Annotated in this window: 20 protein-coding genes and 8 pseudogenes; 22 read left to right on the top strand and 6 right to left on the bottom strand. The window is 47.7% G+C overall.

Annotation, left to right across the window (positions count from 1 at the left end):
- Positions 1 to 13 precede the first annotated feature (13 nt).
- Positions 14 to 439, top strand: coding sequence for a hypothetical protein (locus tag ACD630_RS00575; RefSeq protein WP_430357772.1), 426 nt, complete (start codon positions 14 to 16; stop codon positions 437 to 439).
- A gap of 202 nt (positions 440 to 641) precedes the next feature.
- Here ACD630_RS00575 and ACD630_RS00570 read toward each other — a convergent pair whose 3' ends face one another.
- From ACD630_RS00570 to ACD630_RS00560, 3 genes and pseudogenes are all read right to left on the bottom strand, one after another.
- Positions 642 to 1,682, bottom strand: coding sequence for an IS481 family transposase (locus ACD630_RS00570; protein WP_430357771.1), 1,041 nt, complete (start codon positions 1,680 to 1,682; stop codon positions 642 to 644).
- A gap of 84 nt (positions 1,683 to 1,766) precedes the next feature.
- On the bottom strand, positions 1,767 to 2,015 hold the full coding sequence (locus ACD630_RS00565) for a hypothetical protein (RefSeq protein ID WP_430359823.1): 249 nt from the start codon (positions 2,013 to 2,015) through the stop codon (positions 1,767 to 1,769).
- Positions 2,016 to 2,051: 36 nt separating this feature from the next.
- Positions 2,052 to 2,393: pseudogene (locus tag ACD630_RS00560) on the bottom strand (protein rexA); the annotation flags it as partial.
- A gap of 54 nt (positions 2,394 to 2,447) precedes the next feature.
- Between ACD630_RS00560 and ACD630_RS00555 the strand changes: the two are divergent.
- Positions 2,448 to 3,473 (top strand): annotated as a pseudogene (locus tag ACD630_RS00555) (IS630 family transposase).
- Between the two features lie 11 nt (positions 3,474 to 3,484).
- Here ACD630_RS00555 and ACD630_RS00550 read toward each other — a convergent pair.
- Positions 3,485 to 3,991 (bottom strand): annotated as a pseudogene (locus tag ACD630_RS00550) (protein rexA); the annotation flags it as partial.
- Between the two features lie 104 nt (positions 3,992 to 4,095).
- Positions 4,096 to 4,203: pseudogene (locus ACD630_RS00545) on the bottom strand (LexA family transcriptional repressor); the annotation flags it as partial.
- A gap of 264 nt (positions 4,204 to 4,467) precedes the next feature.
- Here ACD630_RS00545 and ACD630_RS00540 point away from each other — a divergent pair.
- The 10 genes and pseudogenes from ACD630_RS00540 to ACD630_RS00495 all read left to right on the top strand — a co-directional run.
- Positions 4,468 to 4,905: pseudogene (locus tag ACD630_RS00540) on the top strand (recombination protein NinB).
- Positions 4,902 to 5,198 (top strand): annotated as a pseudogene (locus tag ACD630_RS00535) (phage N-6-adenine-methyltransferase); the annotation flags it as partial. The pseudogenes ACD630_RS00540 and ACD630_RS00535, both read left to right, overlap by 4 nt.
- A 36-nt stretch (positions 5,199 to 5,234) precedes the next feature.
- Positions 5,235 to 5,363, top strand: a complete 129-nt coding sequence (locus ACD630_RS00530; protein WP_430357770.1) for a hypothetical protein — start codon at positions 5,235 to 5,237, stop codon at positions 5,361 to 5,363.
- A complete protein-coding gene (locus ACD630_RS00525) occupies positions 5,351 to 6,058 on the top strand; it encodes an IS630 family transposase (protein ID WP_430359822.1) in 708 nt (235 codons plus the stop codon). Before ACD630_RS00530 ends, ACD630_RS00525 begins: the two co-directional genes overlap by 13 nt.
- Before the next feature lie 13 nt (positions 6,059 to 6,071).
- A pseudogene (locus ACD630_RS00520) lies at positions 6,072 to 6,290 on the top strand (DNA N-6-adenine-methyltransferase); the annotation flags it as partial.
- Between the two features lie 2 nt (positions 6,291 to 6,292).
- Positions 6,293 to 6,583, top strand: coding sequence for a DUF1364 domain-containing protein (locus tag ACD630_RS00515; RefSeq protein WP_430357769.1), 291 nt, complete (start codon positions 6,293 to 6,295; stop codon positions 6,581 to 6,583).
- Entirely contained in the window at positions 6,580 to 6,942 is a 363-nt protein-coding gene (locus ACD630_RS00510; RefSeq protein ID WP_430357768.1) for a RusA family crossover junction endodeoxyribonuclease, read from the top strand. The genes ACD630_RS00515 and ACD630_RS00510 overlap by 4 nt, the downstream gene beginning before the upstream one ends.
- Positions 6,939 to 7,097: a helix-turn-helix domain-containing protein gene (locus ACD630_RS00505; RefSeq protein WP_430357767.1), complete on the top strand. Its 159-nt coding sequence runs from the start codon at positions 6,939 to 6,941 to the stop codon at positions 7,095 to 7,097. Before ACD630_RS00510 ends, ACD630_RS00505 begins: the two co-directional genes overlap by 4 nt.
- 56 nt (positions 7,098 to 7,153) lie before the next feature.
- The gene (locus ACD630_RS00500; RefSeq protein ID WP_430357766.1) at positions 7,154 to 7,459 is read left to right on the top strand and encodes an antiterminator Q family protein; all 306 of its coding nucleotides are present in this window, start codon (positions 7,154 to 7,156) and stop codon (positions 7,457 to 7,459) included.
- Between the two features lie 316 nt (positions 7,460 to 7,775).
- Positions 7,776 to 8,150 (top strand): annotated as a pseudogene (locus ACD630_RS00495) (ORF6N domain-containing protein); the annotation flags it as partial.
- Positions 8,151 to 8,830: 680 nt separating this feature from the next.
- On the opposite strand, the gene ACD630_RS00490 reads toward ACD630_RS00495, so the two are convergent.
- Positions 8,831 to 9,055 (bottom strand): YdiH family protein, encoded by a 225-nt coding sequence (locus ACD630_RS00490; RefSeq protein WP_430357765.1) that lies wholly within the window; start codon positions 9,053 to 9,055, stop codon positions 8,831 to 8,833.
- Positions 9,056 to 9,214: 159 nt separating this feature from the next.
- On the opposite strand from ACD630_RS00490, the gene ACD630_RS00485 reads away from it, so the two are divergent.
- The 10 genes from ACD630_RS00485 to ACD630_RS00440 all read left to right on the top strand — a co-directional run bounded on the left by ACD630_RS00485 (position 9,215) and on the right by ACD630_RS00440 (position 14,698).
- Positions 9,215 to 9,469 carry a phage holin gene (locus ACD630_RS00485; protein ID WP_430358828.1) on the top strand — a complete coding sequence of 85 codons (255 nt, stop codon included), beginning with the start codon at positions 9,215 to 9,217 and terminating at the stop codon, positions 9,467 to 9,469.
- Positions 9,469 to 9,996, top strand: coding sequence for a lysozyme (locus tag ACD630_RS00480; RefSeq protein WP_430359821.1), 528 nt, complete (start codon positions 9,469 to 9,471; stop codon positions 9,994 to 9,996). The genes ACD630_RS00485 and ACD630_RS00480 overlap by 1 nt, the downstream gene beginning before the upstream one ends.
- Complete coding sequence (locus ACD630_RS00475) at positions 9,993 to 10,361, top strand: hypothetical protein (protein ID WP_430360124.1); 369 nt, start codon at positions 9,993 to 9,995, stop codon at positions 10,359 to 10,361. Before ACD630_RS00480 ends, ACD630_RS00475 begins: the two co-directional genes overlap by 4 nt.
- Positions 10,261 to 10,524, top strand: a complete 264-nt coding sequence (gene lysC, locus ACD630_RS00470) for an Rz1-like lysis system protein LysC (protein WP_430359820.1) — start codon at positions 10,261 to 10,263, stop codon at positions 10,522 to 10,524. The genes ACD630_RS00475 and lysC overlap by 101 nt, the downstream gene beginning before the upstream one ends.
- A 202-nt stretch (positions 10,525 to 10,726) precedes the next feature.
- Positions 10,727 to 11,263, top strand: coding sequence for a BRO-N domain-containing protein (locus ACD630_RS00465; RefSeq protein WP_430357764.1), 537 nt, complete (start codon positions 10,727 to 10,729; stop codon positions 11,261 to 11,263).
- Positions 11,263 to 11,691: a hypothetical protein gene (locus ACD630_RS00460; protein WP_430357763.1), complete on the top strand. Its 429-nt coding sequence runs from the start codon at positions 11,263 to 11,265 to the stop codon at positions 11,689 to 11,691. The genes ACD630_RS00465 and ACD630_RS00460 overlap by 1 nt, the downstream gene beginning before the upstream one ends.
- A gap of 577 nt (positions 11,692 to 12,268) precedes the next feature.
- Positions 12,269 to 12,493 (top strand): hypothetical protein, encoded by a 225-nt coding sequence (locus ACD630_RS00455; protein WP_430357762.1) that lies wholly within the window; start codon positions 12,269 to 12,271, stop codon positions 12,491 to 12,493.
- A gap of 1 nt (position 12,494) precedes the next feature.
- Positions 12,495 to 12,719 carry a hypothetical protein gene (locus tag ACD630_RS00450; RefSeq protein ID WP_430357761.1) on the top strand — a complete coding sequence of 75 codons (225 nt, stop codon included), beginning with the start codon at positions 12,495 to 12,497 and terminating at the stop codon, positions 12,717 to 12,719.
- Positions 12,720 to 12,867: 148 nt separating this feature from the next.
- On the top strand, positions 12,868 to 13,341 hold the full coding sequence (locus tag ACD630_RS00445; RefSeq protein ID WP_430357760.1) for a terminase small subunit: 474 nt from the start codon (positions 12,868 to 12,870) through the stop codon (positions 13,339 to 13,341).
- Positions 13,328 to 14,698 (top strand): PBSX family phage terminase large subunit, encoded by a 1,371-nt coding sequence (locus ACD630_RS00440; RefSeq protein ID WP_430357759.1) that lies wholly within the window; start codon positions 13,328 to 13,330, stop codon positions 14,696 to 14,698. Before ACD630_RS00445 ends, ACD630_RS00440 begins: the two co-directional genes overlap by 14 nt.
- Positions 14,699 to 14,734: the final 36 nt, after the last annotated feature.

The following is a 14,734-nucleotide window of genomic DNA, read 5'->3' as shown; positions in this document are numbered from 1 at the left end:
AGGAGGATCCGCTATGGGCCAGGTTGCATTTGATACATTGCAAGCATCAGAAGAGCTTCAAACCGCCGGGCTTACCAGTCAGCAGGCCAAGGCGATTTCGCTCGTCGTACGCAGGTCTCATGAAGTGGCGGATGTCGCTACCAAGCGTGACCTTGAGGACGTGCGTAAAGAGATGCAAGCCCGCTTCGAGAAGACCGACGCGCAGATAGCCGATGTCCGTAAGGATCTGTCCGCAGAGATAGCCGATGTCCGCAAGGACCTGTCCGCAGAGATAGCCGATGTGCGTAAGGATATTGGCCAGATAGACAAGCGACTAGATTTTTCCGAAAAGCGATTTGACCGTCTTGAAATTAAATTTGACCGTCTTCAATGGTTCTTACTGGCGGGTATTCTGAGTTTGTTGTTTAAAGACGTACTTCCGAAACTGTGGGGCGGTTAAAGATGTCTGCTAGTGATTTCTACCACTCGTTTCCATACCCTAAGTGCCATGACGAAGCCCGCGGTCAGGCCAAACCCTATCACCCAGGATAATGTCAGCGTGGCTAATACGAGAGCGAGTGTTTTATTAATGCTGGCAATGAATTGTACTAGCTCAGACCTGATCTGACAGTTACCGATTATTTATACAGGTGTCTGTCAGATTACATCTGGTTCAGATTCTTTTCTGCCCAGATCCGTTTTCCATCGAGTAAAGTGACCATCGGCGTACGCCCGCAGCACATTTTTCCCTGATGAGTTCGCTCATTATTGTAATGCCACAACCAGTTGTCCAGATCTACCTGCAGGCTTTCCAGGTCTCCATATAACTTCTTGCCGAACGTAACCTGATAAAAATCCTGCAAAATGGTTTTATGGAAGCGCTCGCAGATGCCGTTCGTCTGCGGAGACATCGCCTTCGTTTTCGTATGCTCGATATCGTTGATAGCCAGATAAAGCTGATAATCATGCTGCTCCACTTTACCACAGTACTCCGTACCCCTGTCGGTCAGTATTCTCAGCACCGGCAGTCCCTGAGCCTCGTAGAACGGGAGTACGCGATCATTGAGCAGGTCGGCGGCGGTGAGCGGTGTTTTATTCGTATACAGCTTGCAGTGTGCCACTTTCGAGTACGTATCCACGAACGTCTGCTGATAGATACGGCCCATCCCCTTCAGATTGCCCACGTAGAAGGTGTCCTGCGAGCCCAGATACCCGGGATGTGCCGTCTCGATTTCACCGCAGGTCTCATCATCGTGCGCCTTCTTCTCCAGGGCTGCGATTTGAGCGTCGGTAAGGACAATGCCTTCTCTGGCGACCTTTTCCTCAAGCACCTTCAGGCGTTTACGGAAGTTCTCCAGGTCGTGTCGTTGCCAGATGGAGCGCACGCCGCTGCCGGAGATAAACACGCCTTTTTTACGCAGCTCATTACTGGTCCGGTGCTGCCCATGGGGCGGGAACTCAATAGCATAATCAACAACCGCGCGTTCAGTGGCTTCGTCGGCGCGGTTCTTCAGGTTCGGAACCCAGCGGTTCTGGTTAACCAGCGCATCAATGGCGCCTTCAGCAGCCAGTTCCTGATAACGGTAAAATGTATCGCGTGACACGCCCATGCTCTTGCAGGCTTTTGATACGTTACCGAGTTCTTCGGCGAGATTGAGCAGGCCGGCTTTGTGTTTGATAATGGGATTGTTAGTATGAAGCATGAGAGTTACCTCGCGTTTTGTTTAAGGATTAGACACCCATATCAAAACCGGTAACTCTCAACCTTTCAAGGTCCAGTGTCAGATCTAGTCGCGACTAATACAGGTCATGTATCCGTATTCTCGAATCTTACTTAACTTTCTGGTTCTGCTTCCTATCATAAACGTCATTCCTGCGATCAGGATTGCTATTATTGTTCCTGCATAAGATGACAATGCGGCACCAAGTCCATCTTTATGGGAAGAAAAAGACACGCCTGGCAGATAATGACGAAAAATAAAATATGAAGCAAAAACAAAGAGGTAATGGATGGCTACAATGCAAATCCCGGGCATTATTTTGTTACGCATAACACCTCCAGCGGACTTGTACTAGCGTGATAGTGTGCCTATTTGGCGATTAAAGCAGCTTACTATAGAGGATTTCATTCTTGTGAAGCAATAACTCATTTCCTCAGCAATTTCGGCATTTGTGGCCTTTTCAATGATTGCTGAAAGATGACCCTTTTCTGATAGATAATACTCTGAAAGGATATCACCAGCCTCTTCTCTAGCTCTCATGCTAATTTCAGAGTAAGGAGGATTTGGATTGTTTACAATGTCTCTTGTCGCTGATTTGATATCCCTTCTGTGCTTTGGTTTGATTATCACCTCAATGGAATCAAATAGCTCATCTTCAATGTCCTGGGCCCCTAACGCTTTCATTATATACCCGTGATCATTGAAGATGCTTGATTTTACGCGGTAAGAAGATCATGCTCACCCACTATGAAGATATTTATTAGCGACAAGCAAAAAGCCGAACTCGAACACCTTCATAACACCAGTCGTGATAAGCGTGTTTGTGATCGCATCAAAGCCGTCCTGCTGGCCTCCGAAGGCTGGAGCTCTGCGATGATTGCGCAAGCTCTGCGTCTGCACGAAACGACGGTAAACCAACATATCAACGATTACGTCAACACTCGCAAACTTAAACCTGAAAACGGTGGGTCTGCAAGTCGGCTTTGTGCTGAAAAGACTGCGCTCTTAATCTGCTAGTTATCTCAACATCTCTTCCATCATACCCACGACATCGTGGCTTATGTCGAACATCGCTGGGCTATCCGATTCAGTATTCCCGGCATGAACAAGTGGTTGCACCGTCATGGTTTCTCCTACAAAAAACCGGCGGGCGTACCCCATAAATTCAGTGAAGAAAATCAGAAGCATTTCATTAAATATTATGAGAATTTAAAGAAAACAGCCGGCAATGAGCCGATTCTGTTTATCGATGCGGTTCATCCGACACAAGCCACAAAGCTCAGTTATGGATGGATACGAAAAGGGCATAAAAAGTCATTTAAAACAACGGGAAGTCGAACCCGTCTGAATATACTGGGTGCGCTGAATCTGAGCGATATCGGCGGTACGGTTATTCAGGATTACAAAACAATTAATGACTACAACATTGCTCGTTTTTTCATTGAGATACGCAAACGTTACCCTGATTACCGACAGAGAATCCATGTAATACTGGACGGTGAGGGTTATCACCGAACCCAATTGATTAAGGATTGGGCCTTTGTCGTGAACATAGAGCTTCACTATTTACCGCCTTACAGTCCGAATCTGAACGCGATAGAACGCCTGTGGAAAGTGATGAATGAGCATACACGGAATAATCGCTATTTTGAAAACACCCGCGATTTTCGGGATGCAATATTCAATTTTTTCACCAATACGCTACCAGAAATAGCGGACTCGCTGACGTCCAGAATTCACGATTGTTTTCAGGTGCTCAAACCTGCATCTTGAGGTTTATTGGGTATATCGACAAATATCGTGGTGTTAGACTCTATTTTGACTGTGGTTCTGCCTATGAAGCTCATTGTCATAACATCTTTCTTTGTTGTGCTTTTCATCAGTGGTTCTAGTTGCACCTTGGATCCATCTTCGATAGCAATATTTTTACCATGTAAAAAATCTATTAAATCAGTGGTAGTCGGTCCATAAACTGTCCTTGCAAATCCGATAACATCTTTGTCTACGAAAACGAATGCGGGAAAGCCAAGAGATTCATCATCCGCGAGGCTTTTTTTAATATCCTCTATGGAAGTGCTTGACCTGTTTATTTTTTGTATAAAACTGTTGTCGTTTGTTTTTGTAAAAAGAAATGTTTTATTATCAATGTTATGAAGATAAAGATAGTCAGCACCATGAGATAATGAATTACTATGAGTTGCCTGATGAAGGAGAAAATCAAGCATTTTTATCCCCGACTTATCTTTACTTTTGTTTTTTTGACTATAAAATGCATAAAAACCGATTTTCATATATCAATCCATTATATTGAAGTTTTCATTCCTGGCAAACTAGTAACGCCCTTATCTGTGTCGGGTGCGTGCTATGTACCTACACCCATCTGCTTATGCCGTGGCTAGATTAGCCGCATTTTGGTTTCGACAGCCACACCAATGAGGCGGCAACTTCCATCGATCGGCACCATAGGCCATTGCGGGTGTAGACCCTTTAAGTATACCCCGCCTATGTTCACGAACCCCCTATGACACTGCATTTTCTTTCAAGCAGTGAGGACAGGTTGTATTAAAGGAAAGCATACCCATGAATAAGTTAACTCCCTATTTGAATGATATATCCACGATATTGAGTAACGCAGACAGGCCTGAGGTGGCGTTGTTATAACGCTATGAGATAACCTCAAGCGAGCAAAAAATTAACTTCATTCTATCACTTATTGGAAAGTTGATAGAGCAGGACAGAAGGCTTCGCGCCAGAAGCGGAGGGTGACATGGATAAAACACGCTTCCTGCTGCGTGATGAACGAATACGAAAAAACCTGAAAGCGTTTATTGATTCCCTGCCCACCGACCCACACCGCCCTCTCGAAATTACCCTCAACGATGCTAAACGGACATTACCGCAGAACGACCTGTTCCATGCGTTATGCACCGATGTTTCGCGTCAGGTGGTGTGGGCCGATAAACCCCGCCCGCTGCTGGACTGGAAAGCGCTGTTTGTTTCGGGACATGCCATCGCTACCGGCAGGCCGGGGGAGGTGGTGACGGGGCTGGAGGGGGAGTTTTGCAGCATCCGCGAGAGCACGGCTCAGATGGGCGTAAAGCGCATGAACAGTTTGATTGAGTATGCCCAGGCCTAGTTGGTTGGCAACGGCGTCAGGCTGCGGGAGGTGCGTTATTCCGGGGATTATTTTGGGAGAGTCGGATGACACTAAAATCACACACCAGACCAGAGCACAAGGACACATGGCGAACCCCGCACGAGGTCTTCCAGGCGTTGGATGCGGAGTTTGGCTTCTACCTCGATGCCGCCGCGGACCACGACAATACCCTGTGTCGTCTGTATCTGACGCCAGAGGATGATGCCCTTGCCTGTGACTGGAGTAGCACCGGCGCCATCTTCTGCAATCCCCCGTACAGCAATATCCGCCCCTGGGTTGATAAAGCTGCTGAGCAGAGCCGCAAGCAGAATAAAACGGTCGTTATGCTGCTGCCTGCTGATATAGCTAAACGACTTAATTTTGATTACATTATTTAAATGAGCTATTCAATTGATTTTAGAGGTAAAGTGATATCTACACGGGAAGAAGAAGGGTTGAGTATCCGAGAAACAGCAAAGCAATTTCGGATTGGCCCTGCCTCTGTTCGCGTTAGATTAATCAAATAGCGTCAAAAGCATCGACCACGCGTCAGCAAAAGATCGATAAATCCGAGTTGATAAAAGATATTGAACAATATCCAGATGCTTACCAAAAAGAACGTGCAGAGCGTTTTGGCGTTTGTCAGAAGGCCATTTGGCAAGCTCTTAAAAAGCTGGGATTGACCTATAAAAAAACGCTACGTCATCCGAAAGCCGACGAAAGCGCCCGGCAAGCATTTCAACAAAAAATACAACAGTATGAAAAAGAAGGTAAATCTATTGTTTTTATTGATGAAAGTGGTTTTCCACACGATACCCCACGGACTCACGGCTATTCCCCAAAAGGTCAACGGTGTTTTGGCCTGAAGAACGGGGGAGCCAAGGGAAGAACAAATGTTATCGGCGCGTTATTAGGCACAACGCTGTTTACTATCGGATTATTTGATATCAATATTAACAGCGATGTTTTCTATTCCTGGGTCACACAAGTCCTTATCCCAGTACTCCCTAAAAACAGGGTAATCGTGATGGACAATGCAACTTTTCACAAAAAACATAATATTCAACAAGTCATCATCGATGCAGGGTATATGCTGGAGTATTTGCCTACATATTCGCCAGATCTTAACCCCATTGAGCATAAATGGGCACAAGCAAAAAAAGAGAGAGTGGTTGCGATACAGAGATTTTGTTCTCAGTCCATATGGTGTAATCAAAATTAAGTCGCTTGGCTATACCTCGACGGGATGGTTCGCACAGGTACAGAAAACGGTTGATGAGGTGCGCTTCATCACAGAAGGGCGATTGTCGTTTATCAGCGCTGAAACGGGCAAACAAGGCAAGGCGGGTAACAGCAAGGGCAGTGTGTTGTTCATCTGGCGAGCGTGGCGCACAACCCCTAAAGGGATGACTACGGTAAGCAAGCACGCGCTGATTAACCGGATGTGGAGGTAGCTATGGAGAATCTTAAAAAAGAGGCCAGAGGCCGAAAGTGTCAGGTGAGGCTCTCGGGTATCTGTAACGGTAACACTGAAACCGTAGTGCTGGCCTATTACCGAATGTCCGGCATTTGCGGCACAGGCATGAAGCCTGACGACCTTTTTGGCGCATGGGCCTGTTCTGCCTGTCACGACGAAATCGACCGCCGTATGCGTATCACCGATGCCGACTATGCCCGGCTGCATCATCTGGAAGGCGTCATGCGCACACAGGCGATTTTATTGGCGCAGGGGAAGATTAAGCGATGACCGAATATCACCTGAAACTGCCGTGGCCACCATCGTTAAACACCTACTGGCGACACGCACGACATCGGCACTACATCAGCGAGAAAGGCAAAGCATACCGACAAGGCATCATCCAGATAATTCAACAGCAACACCTCGATATCAACACTCCCGCAAGACTGAAAATTTCCATTATCGCCCACGCTCCAGACAAACGACGCCGTGACCTCGACAACCTGCAAAAGGCGGTTTTCGATTCGCTCACGCACGCCGGATTCATGCTGGACGACGAGCAGATAGAGGATTTCACGGTAAGGCGCGGGCAGCAAGAACGCGGGGGCAGTCTGGATATCGTCATCACTGAGTTGGAAGCGGCATGAGAAAGCGAGTGCAACTCACGGCGGAAGATATTCCGCTTATCCGTGCGCTGCTAGCCTCCGGTATGCCAGTGGCGGAGGTGGCGAGGAAATTTGAGACCAGCAAGCAGCATATCTACAGCATCAGAAATGGCAAAAACTGGGGGGCGGTGAAATGAGAGATATTCGATATAGCCAATAGACTTAAAAATGATTACAGCCAATACCCTGATATGTGGCAAAAAATACAGTTAATTGTTATCAAAATAATGTCGCTTGGCTATACCTGTTGACGGCATGGGGAAATTGGAGTGGCTCACGCATTGGCACCGAGTACAAGGCGGCATGGCCCCTCGTCACGGCAAGCTGCGATATCCGGCCCATGTTGTCTGATGCCGACGGTGAGACAGTTGACCGGGCGGTAGGGCGGCTCAAGCACTTCGACCCGTTGGGCTACGATATCGTGGTGGCGTACTACAAGGGCAAGGCGTCGTGCAGAGCGATAGGCCAAGAGTTAGGGAAGCCCACCTATACTATATAACGGGCTTTCTTGCTCGCGCCGAGGCTTACATAGCGGGTAGTGTTGCTGAACTTTTGGAGGCGGCTTGACAACGCAAACGGCTATCGGGATACTGACCGCACTAGAATCTAAACAGCGGTTAACCGCACCCGATAGCCATGCGGCTTTTTTATGCCTGTAAAACGGCGTAATCACATCCGAAGGCCGGGTGGAGAGGCGTAATACAATACCCGCAAGGGGAATATGCCCGGAGCGTCTGTTTAGGCTCTAGTTGACACCCGGCTACCAGCCACTAACTGGTAGTCCGAACTGAAACTAAACAGAGAAGGAGCCAGCTATGGCTAACCGCGTATCTACAAAATTCCTGAGTGTTATCACTCATAAAAATATTCCTGTTATTACTACTGAGCTTTTAGCTGAGCTTTACGGCACAGAGCCAGTTAGAATCCGCAAAAATCACAACCGTAATGCTGATCGGTTCGTTGATGGCAAGCATTTTTACAAAACAACCGGAACTGACCTTGATAATTTGAGAGTGTCTTTAAGACACTTGCAAATATCACCCAAAACTCGCAGTCTCATTCTCTGGACAGAGCGCGGAGCCGCTAGGCATGCCAAGATGCTCGAAACCGATCAAGAATGGGAAGTATTCGAGCAGCTGAAAGATTGTTACTTCAATACTGAACGCGCTAACAATCCGTCACAGTACCAGCCAGAAGCCCGAGAGCTACTAACCGCCGACGATACATCTCATCTTGCGCGACTTATCTGGGGCATATCTAACGGCTTCCGATTCGAGCGATCATGGAGCAATGCCATCTGGCACGCACTGCGCTATGCGGCGGGCGTCTCTTCTCCACAGCATTTTGGCGTCAGTCATATTTCGATACTCGCGGAAGAGTGCCAACGTATTTACAGTTTCAGCAATGCGCTGAAAGAGGTCATGTACGACGCTGAAAAGCAAGCTGTCCGGCGTGTTCTCAAGAATCGTGAGGATGCGGATGCCGTGGTATTAGAAATGAAGCAGTTGCTTGATGAAACTAATCAATCGCACAATCTGTTACTGACAAATACATTAGCGCGATGGCAACAAGCGGATATCCAGCACTTTCTACAACGTCATTGACGGTTATGAGGCTAAATAACTGATCAAACGATCAGTAAAACACTTGACTGTTATAACGTTATAACACATGATCGTTGCATGCTGCGGCAAAAGCGCGCAGGACATGAAGCCTCAACGCCCTCTGGTGGTTGGGGCTTTTTGCATATTGACAGCGAATGATTGCTGAATAAAATCATCGGGTTGCACATCTAAATTTGTTGTTTCCTCTATATCAGTTTGGCTTAGATGTGCGATAAGGCCCCGGTTAATGCCGGGGTTTTCGCTTTCTAGCGGTTTCTACTCTGGCTATCGATTTTGCATTTTGTACAGAAGCGCGACAGAAAATCGCAAAGCCCTGTTGTTTTATCATTGGAGCCTGATGAGTGAAGTAATGCGCTGAATTCTGATTCCAGCTGTTCAAATCTCTTCAGGTAATCGGTAGGGCTTAGCTCCTCGGACAGTCTGCGAAGATATTCAAACGCAAGTTGGCGGGCTGTTGGTTTATTGTTCATTGCGGTGTCCTTCTCGTTATGACTCGGCAGTTTGGTGCAGCACTCCACAGTAACACGACTTAATCATAATTCTTGTTTAATAAATATCCTAAGGCTGAGCTATTGTTCGGCCTTTTTGTTTCCTGTAAATCACACAGCGCCCACTTAGCGGGTGAGGCTATGACACGAATGAGCACTCTCTACAGCAGGCTTTCATACGGAAGCGGGACGGGCTTAATGGGCCTTGGCGCGTCTGCCAGAGCCTACGCCGCATCAACTACAGAGAGCGTATGGTTGCTTGCAGACAAAATGGCCGGGTTAACGCTCGGTGACTGGGCTATTATTGTCGGTATGGTCTGCACTATCGGCACTTTTGTAATCAACTGGTACTACCGCAGGAAGGAGTATCAGCTGAGGGAAAAAGGCGGTGCATGATGTCAAAAGCAAGCAAACTCAGTGCGGTAATGCTGGCGCTCATCGCTGCTGGCGCGACTGCTCCCGTGATGATGGCGCAATTCCAGACTGAAAAAGAGGGGATGCGTATAAACGCTTATCCTGACGGCGGCGGCATCTGGACGATTTGCGGTGGCGTGACACGGGTAGATGGCAAGCCGGTAGTGAAGGGCATGAAGCTGACCGCCGGGCAGTGCGCAAAGATTGATGCCGCAGAACAGCAAAAGGCGCTCGATTGGGTGGATCGCAACGTTAAAGTGCCGCTCACTGAGACTCAGAAAGTCGGCATTGCCTCATTTTGTCCGTGGAATATCGGTCCCGGTAACTGCTTCACCTCAACGTTCTACCGCAAATTGAATGCCGGCGATCTCATTGGTGCCTGCAAAGAGATTAAGCGCTGGATTTGGGACGGAGGCAAAGATTGCCGTATCCGCGCCAATAACTGTTACGGGCAGATAGCGCGGCGTGACCAGGAGGCGGAATTATCGTGCTGGGGGCTGGGCGCATGAGGCTATATTTCTACGCCGCTCTCGTTGCTCTGCTGGCTACACTGTCATTTGGCGTCTACTACTACCACGACGCATACAGTGATAAAGCGAAAGACCTCGAAGCAGCAGAGCGGCAACAAAAGCAGGCCGAAACCATCGCTGGAAATGTGATCCAGTCGATGCGCATCTTCACCGCCATCACACAGGCCAATCACGATGAAAAACAGCAGATACAGCAGCGGTCGGAAAATACCGGGGTTGACATCCGTGAAAAGTTATCGACTGATGAGTGTGCTGTTCGGCCTGTTCCTGATGATGTCGTTAGCAAGCTGCGAGAGCACGCGGACAGAATACGTAACGGCACCCGTCGTACCGATCCCCGCTGAACTTCTACAGGACTGCCCAGCGCCTGAAATCGCTCATCAAATGACATACGGCCAGAGCGTAGCGCTGAATGAAGAATTGCTGACCGTTATTGAGAAGTGTAACGCCGACAAGCGAAGCATTCGGGAAATCGAAGGATCCCGGAAGAATTTACCTGATAAGTAGCTGCGAAAGCAAACAATGAGGCTCGGTTAATCCGGGCTTTTTTTGTGTCTTGCAATATCCCCGCGTACCGAAAGCGCATCTAAAAACACCGAACCTGAACCTATGGAATGAGCCTTTGAGGGCGTCAGTTTGTGCTGGCGAGCCTTCGGTGGGCTGACGTTCTATTTCGGCAAAGGTTCATTTCATAGAAAAGGTAAACGCTATGACAGCATTAACGTTTAAAAATCACTCCGTGTCTACATATGATCGTGGAGACGGTGGCTTATGGTTCACCGCCCAGCAATCATCGAAAATGCTGGGTTATGCAAATGTAAAATCGGTGACCAATCTATACAACGCAAACAGTGACGAGTTTTCTCCAAGCATGACCGAGGTCATTGTTACAGTGACCTCGGGAAAATCAAAGGGTTGCGGAAATTTAAGAACAAAGACTCGTATTTTCTCGTTACGTGGCCTACATCTACTCGGTATGTTGGCAGAAACTGAGGTGGCAAAGGCACTTCGGCGCTGGGCTCTTGATCTGATGGAAAATGAGTACCAACCGAATGATGTGCGTCATACCATCCAGCAGATGCAGAATATCGTTGCTTCAGCTCGTAAAGCATCCGATGAAGATTCATCTGATGCCGGTCGCCGCTTACGTAAGCGCCAGGATGATCTCCCCGCGTTGGAAAAAGCACAGAAGTTGGTAACCGAAATAGGCCAGATATCCTTCGAGTTGATCGGAGGAGGCAAATAATGGAACAGATTCTCCAACCTCATGAGTTTTTCTGCTGGCGCGTTGCCGAAGCTTATATGTACTACCTGATGGCAACTAACCGTCGTCCCGTCTACCGTTACGAGACCGGTGATATAGAAGTGAGTCGTCATTTTTTGATGCCTTTGCTTGATGGCTATCTAGGAGACAGAAAACCACCAGAATGGCGAGCCAGGTTTTATGTGAAACTTATGACCCCATTCAGTGAAAAACCAGATCCACGAGCAATAATCTGCGTAGGCAAAGTTCCACAGTTAAATCAACGTGGCATCAAATATATGAACGCCTTGCTTCATGAGTTTGGAGACATGCTCTCGGATATTGCTGTTAAAGATGAGCGAGGCGTACTTGTTTTACCACCGGAAAGCGACTGGGCAAACCTGAAATTCAGCGATGTCTTTTTTGAATAAGGGAAGCCGAATGAAAGACTACACAGCATTCATTGAAAAGCATGTGGTCGCCGAACTGCTGAAACAGGGCTATGCGCCATCGGTCGCCCTGAAGGGGGCAGACAGGGCGCTAGATCACTAGCGCTGTTCAGGCTCAGCATCAGGGAAGGGGAAGATGTTTGACGATTGCTTTCGCATAGCAAAGGCATGGGCGATGAAATACCAGCCGAAAACCAAAAATCGATAAGCCTCGTATCTCGCGGGGCTTTTTTTCGCCTGTAGTAAATCAAACCGTGCATTCGCGTGCACTTCACTAGAGAGCTTTCCGTAGTGTGAGTCTGAGGCAGGGCGGTGGATCACCTCGTTCCGCTCTCGGCTGCCCATGTCTACGCGAACAGGCTCGCACCACAGAAGGTAAAAACGTCAAGTCGCAGTAGAAAAGCAAGCAGCAAGAAAGTCCACAAATCCGCCAAGCCCGGCGATAACCCACCATAGATCCTGTTTGGAAATGACTCTCAGAGGAATGCCAGTATAGCTGGTGAGCTTCTATGGGCTGTCATTTCTGGGCGCTGAGGGTCATTTCCAAAAGGAATACACAATGAAAGCATTAACGTTTAAAAAACATTCGATTTTGCCGTTTGATAACGGTGACGGGAAAATCTGGTTTACCAGTGCACATATGGCTGAATTGCTCGAATACGCTGATGAGAAATCAGTAAATCGCTTGTATAACCGCAATAAAAATGAATTTACAGACGAAATGAGCCGGGTGGTCAGTGTGACCTCTCGTAATAAAAACAAAGAGATACAATTTAAATTTTAAGATGCAAGGAATATCAACAGGTCAGGTTGTATTTATAACTGTGTTGGTATTTATCGGTGCGGTATCAATCGGCCTGTTAAGCAGCTGGATTTTACTTAATGCGTGGAACATATTCGCAAATGCGGCGGGTTTTCATGCAGTAATACCGATAAATTGGGCAACGGTCATCGGCTCATATCTCATTTACTTTGTTGTGCGCTCAATATTCTCTCGCTCTGAAAAATAACAGAAAGCCACTTTCACAACGGCTCTTTATAAAATTCTGAAAAGCATCTTCGTGTTGGGTGCTTTACGGAATAAACACATCGAATCATCGGCTGCTGGTCTCAGCATTGCTGAGGTGTATATCTATCTAAACAGCAGGAAATTCTAAAATGGCAAAGCTCACCGACAAACAAGAGCTGTTTGCCCGTGAGTACCTGAAAGATTTAAACGCCACTCAGGCAGCTATCAGGGCGGGTTACAGTGAGAAAACAGCCCGCAAGATAGGTAGCGAAAACCTCTCAAAACCAGACTTAACAGAGCGCATCGCAGAGCTTAATTCTGAAAGAATGCAGAGAGTACAGATTGATGCCGATTACGTTCTTCGTCAGGCGGTAAAGCTTCATGAGCGATGTATGCAGGAAGTGGAGCCGATAACTGATCGCCGTGGCGAAGAAGTGAAAGATGACCAAGGGCGGACTATATACCATTTTGACGCCAAAGGCGCAGCCGCTGCATTGAAGCTTGTCGGCGAACACATCACTGTGCAGGCATTCAAAACCACTATTAAATCTGAGCATGCGGGGTCTATTGGACTCAACCTGAATAAATCTCTTGGCGAGTTATTCGACGATGACAGCAATTAACCCTATCTTCAGGCCGTTCATTAAGCCCCATCGCTACAAAGTGGCAAAAGGTGGTCGCGGGTCAGGGAAAAGCTGGGCAATTGCACGTTTACTCGTAGAGATATCTCGCAGGGGGGGCTATCGCTTTCTCTGCGCCCGTGAACTTCAAAACAGTATTAGCGATTCAGTTATTCGCTTACTTGACGACACGATCAATCGTGAAAAATATCAGGCTGAATTCGAGGTGCAACGCAACTGCATTAGGCATCTGATCACAAACAGTGAATTCATGTTCTACGGCATTAAGAACAATCCAACAAAAATAAAATCACTCGAAGGTATCGACATTTGCTGGATGGAAGAAGCGGAGACGGTTTCTAAAGAGTCGTGGGAAATACTGATACCTACAATTCGTAAGCCCGGTTCAGAGATTTGGGTTAGCTACAACCCAAAGAACATTCTGGACGACACTCATCAGCGATTTGTTATTAACCCGCCTGATGACATCTGTCTGCTAACCGTTAATCACAATGACAACCCGCACTTCCCTGAAGTTCTTCGCCTGGAGATGGAAGATTGCAAGCGCAAAGACTATGACCTTTACCTCCATATATGGGAAGGTGAGCCAGTCGCTGACAGCGAGATGGCGATTATCAAACCATCGTGGATTGCAGCTGCTGTTGATGCTCACCTGAAAATTGGGTTTGCAGCATCCGGCCGTAAACGCGTTGGTTTCGACGTTGCAGATGAAGGCGAGGGCAGCAATGCCACCACATTGGCTCACGGCTCCGTAGTGACTGACTGCAACCAGTGGAACAAAGGCGATGTGATCACCTCCGCTGACCGCGTTAAAAACTACGCAGAAGAGGTAAGTGCAAGCGAGATAGTTTACGACTCCATTGGTGTGGGTGCTGGCGTAAAAGCTCACCTCAAGCGCGTATGCAAAATACCAACCACCGGTTTTAACGCTGGTGAGTCTGTATTTAAGCCCGATGCTAAATATGCTGACGGTAAGACCAATAAAGACATGTTCTCCAATATCAAGGCTCAGGCATGGTGGGGAGTGCGTGACCGGTTCTACAACACCTGGCGTGTGATTAAACATCTCGAAGACAACCCGAACGATACTGATTTTGTGAAGCAATTCAGCGATGACCAGTTAATCAGCCTATCTTCCGGCATCAAGCAGCTTGAATACCTCAAAGCCGAACTGTCTCGCCCGTGGGTGGACTACGACAACAATGGGCGCGTGAAGGTTGAGAGTAAAAAGGACATGAAGAAGAGGGGCATACCGTCACCCAACATGGCCGATTCGCTGATTATGGCATTCGCACCGATTCACAAACCATTCCATATCCCTGACGAGATACTGCAATGACAAGACGTAAGGCCGCACAGGCACCTCGCCGGGAGC

This window comes from Symbiopectobacterium sp. RP, from assembly GCF_050472005.1.
In the GTDB taxonomy this organism is placed as follows: domain Bacteria; phylum Pseudomonadota; class Gammaproteobacteria; order Enterobacterales; family Enterobacteriaceae; genus Symbiopectobacterium.
The sequence above is the reverse complement of the archived record's forward strand: the minus strand, read 5'-3'. Positions and strand labels throughout refer to the sequence as shown.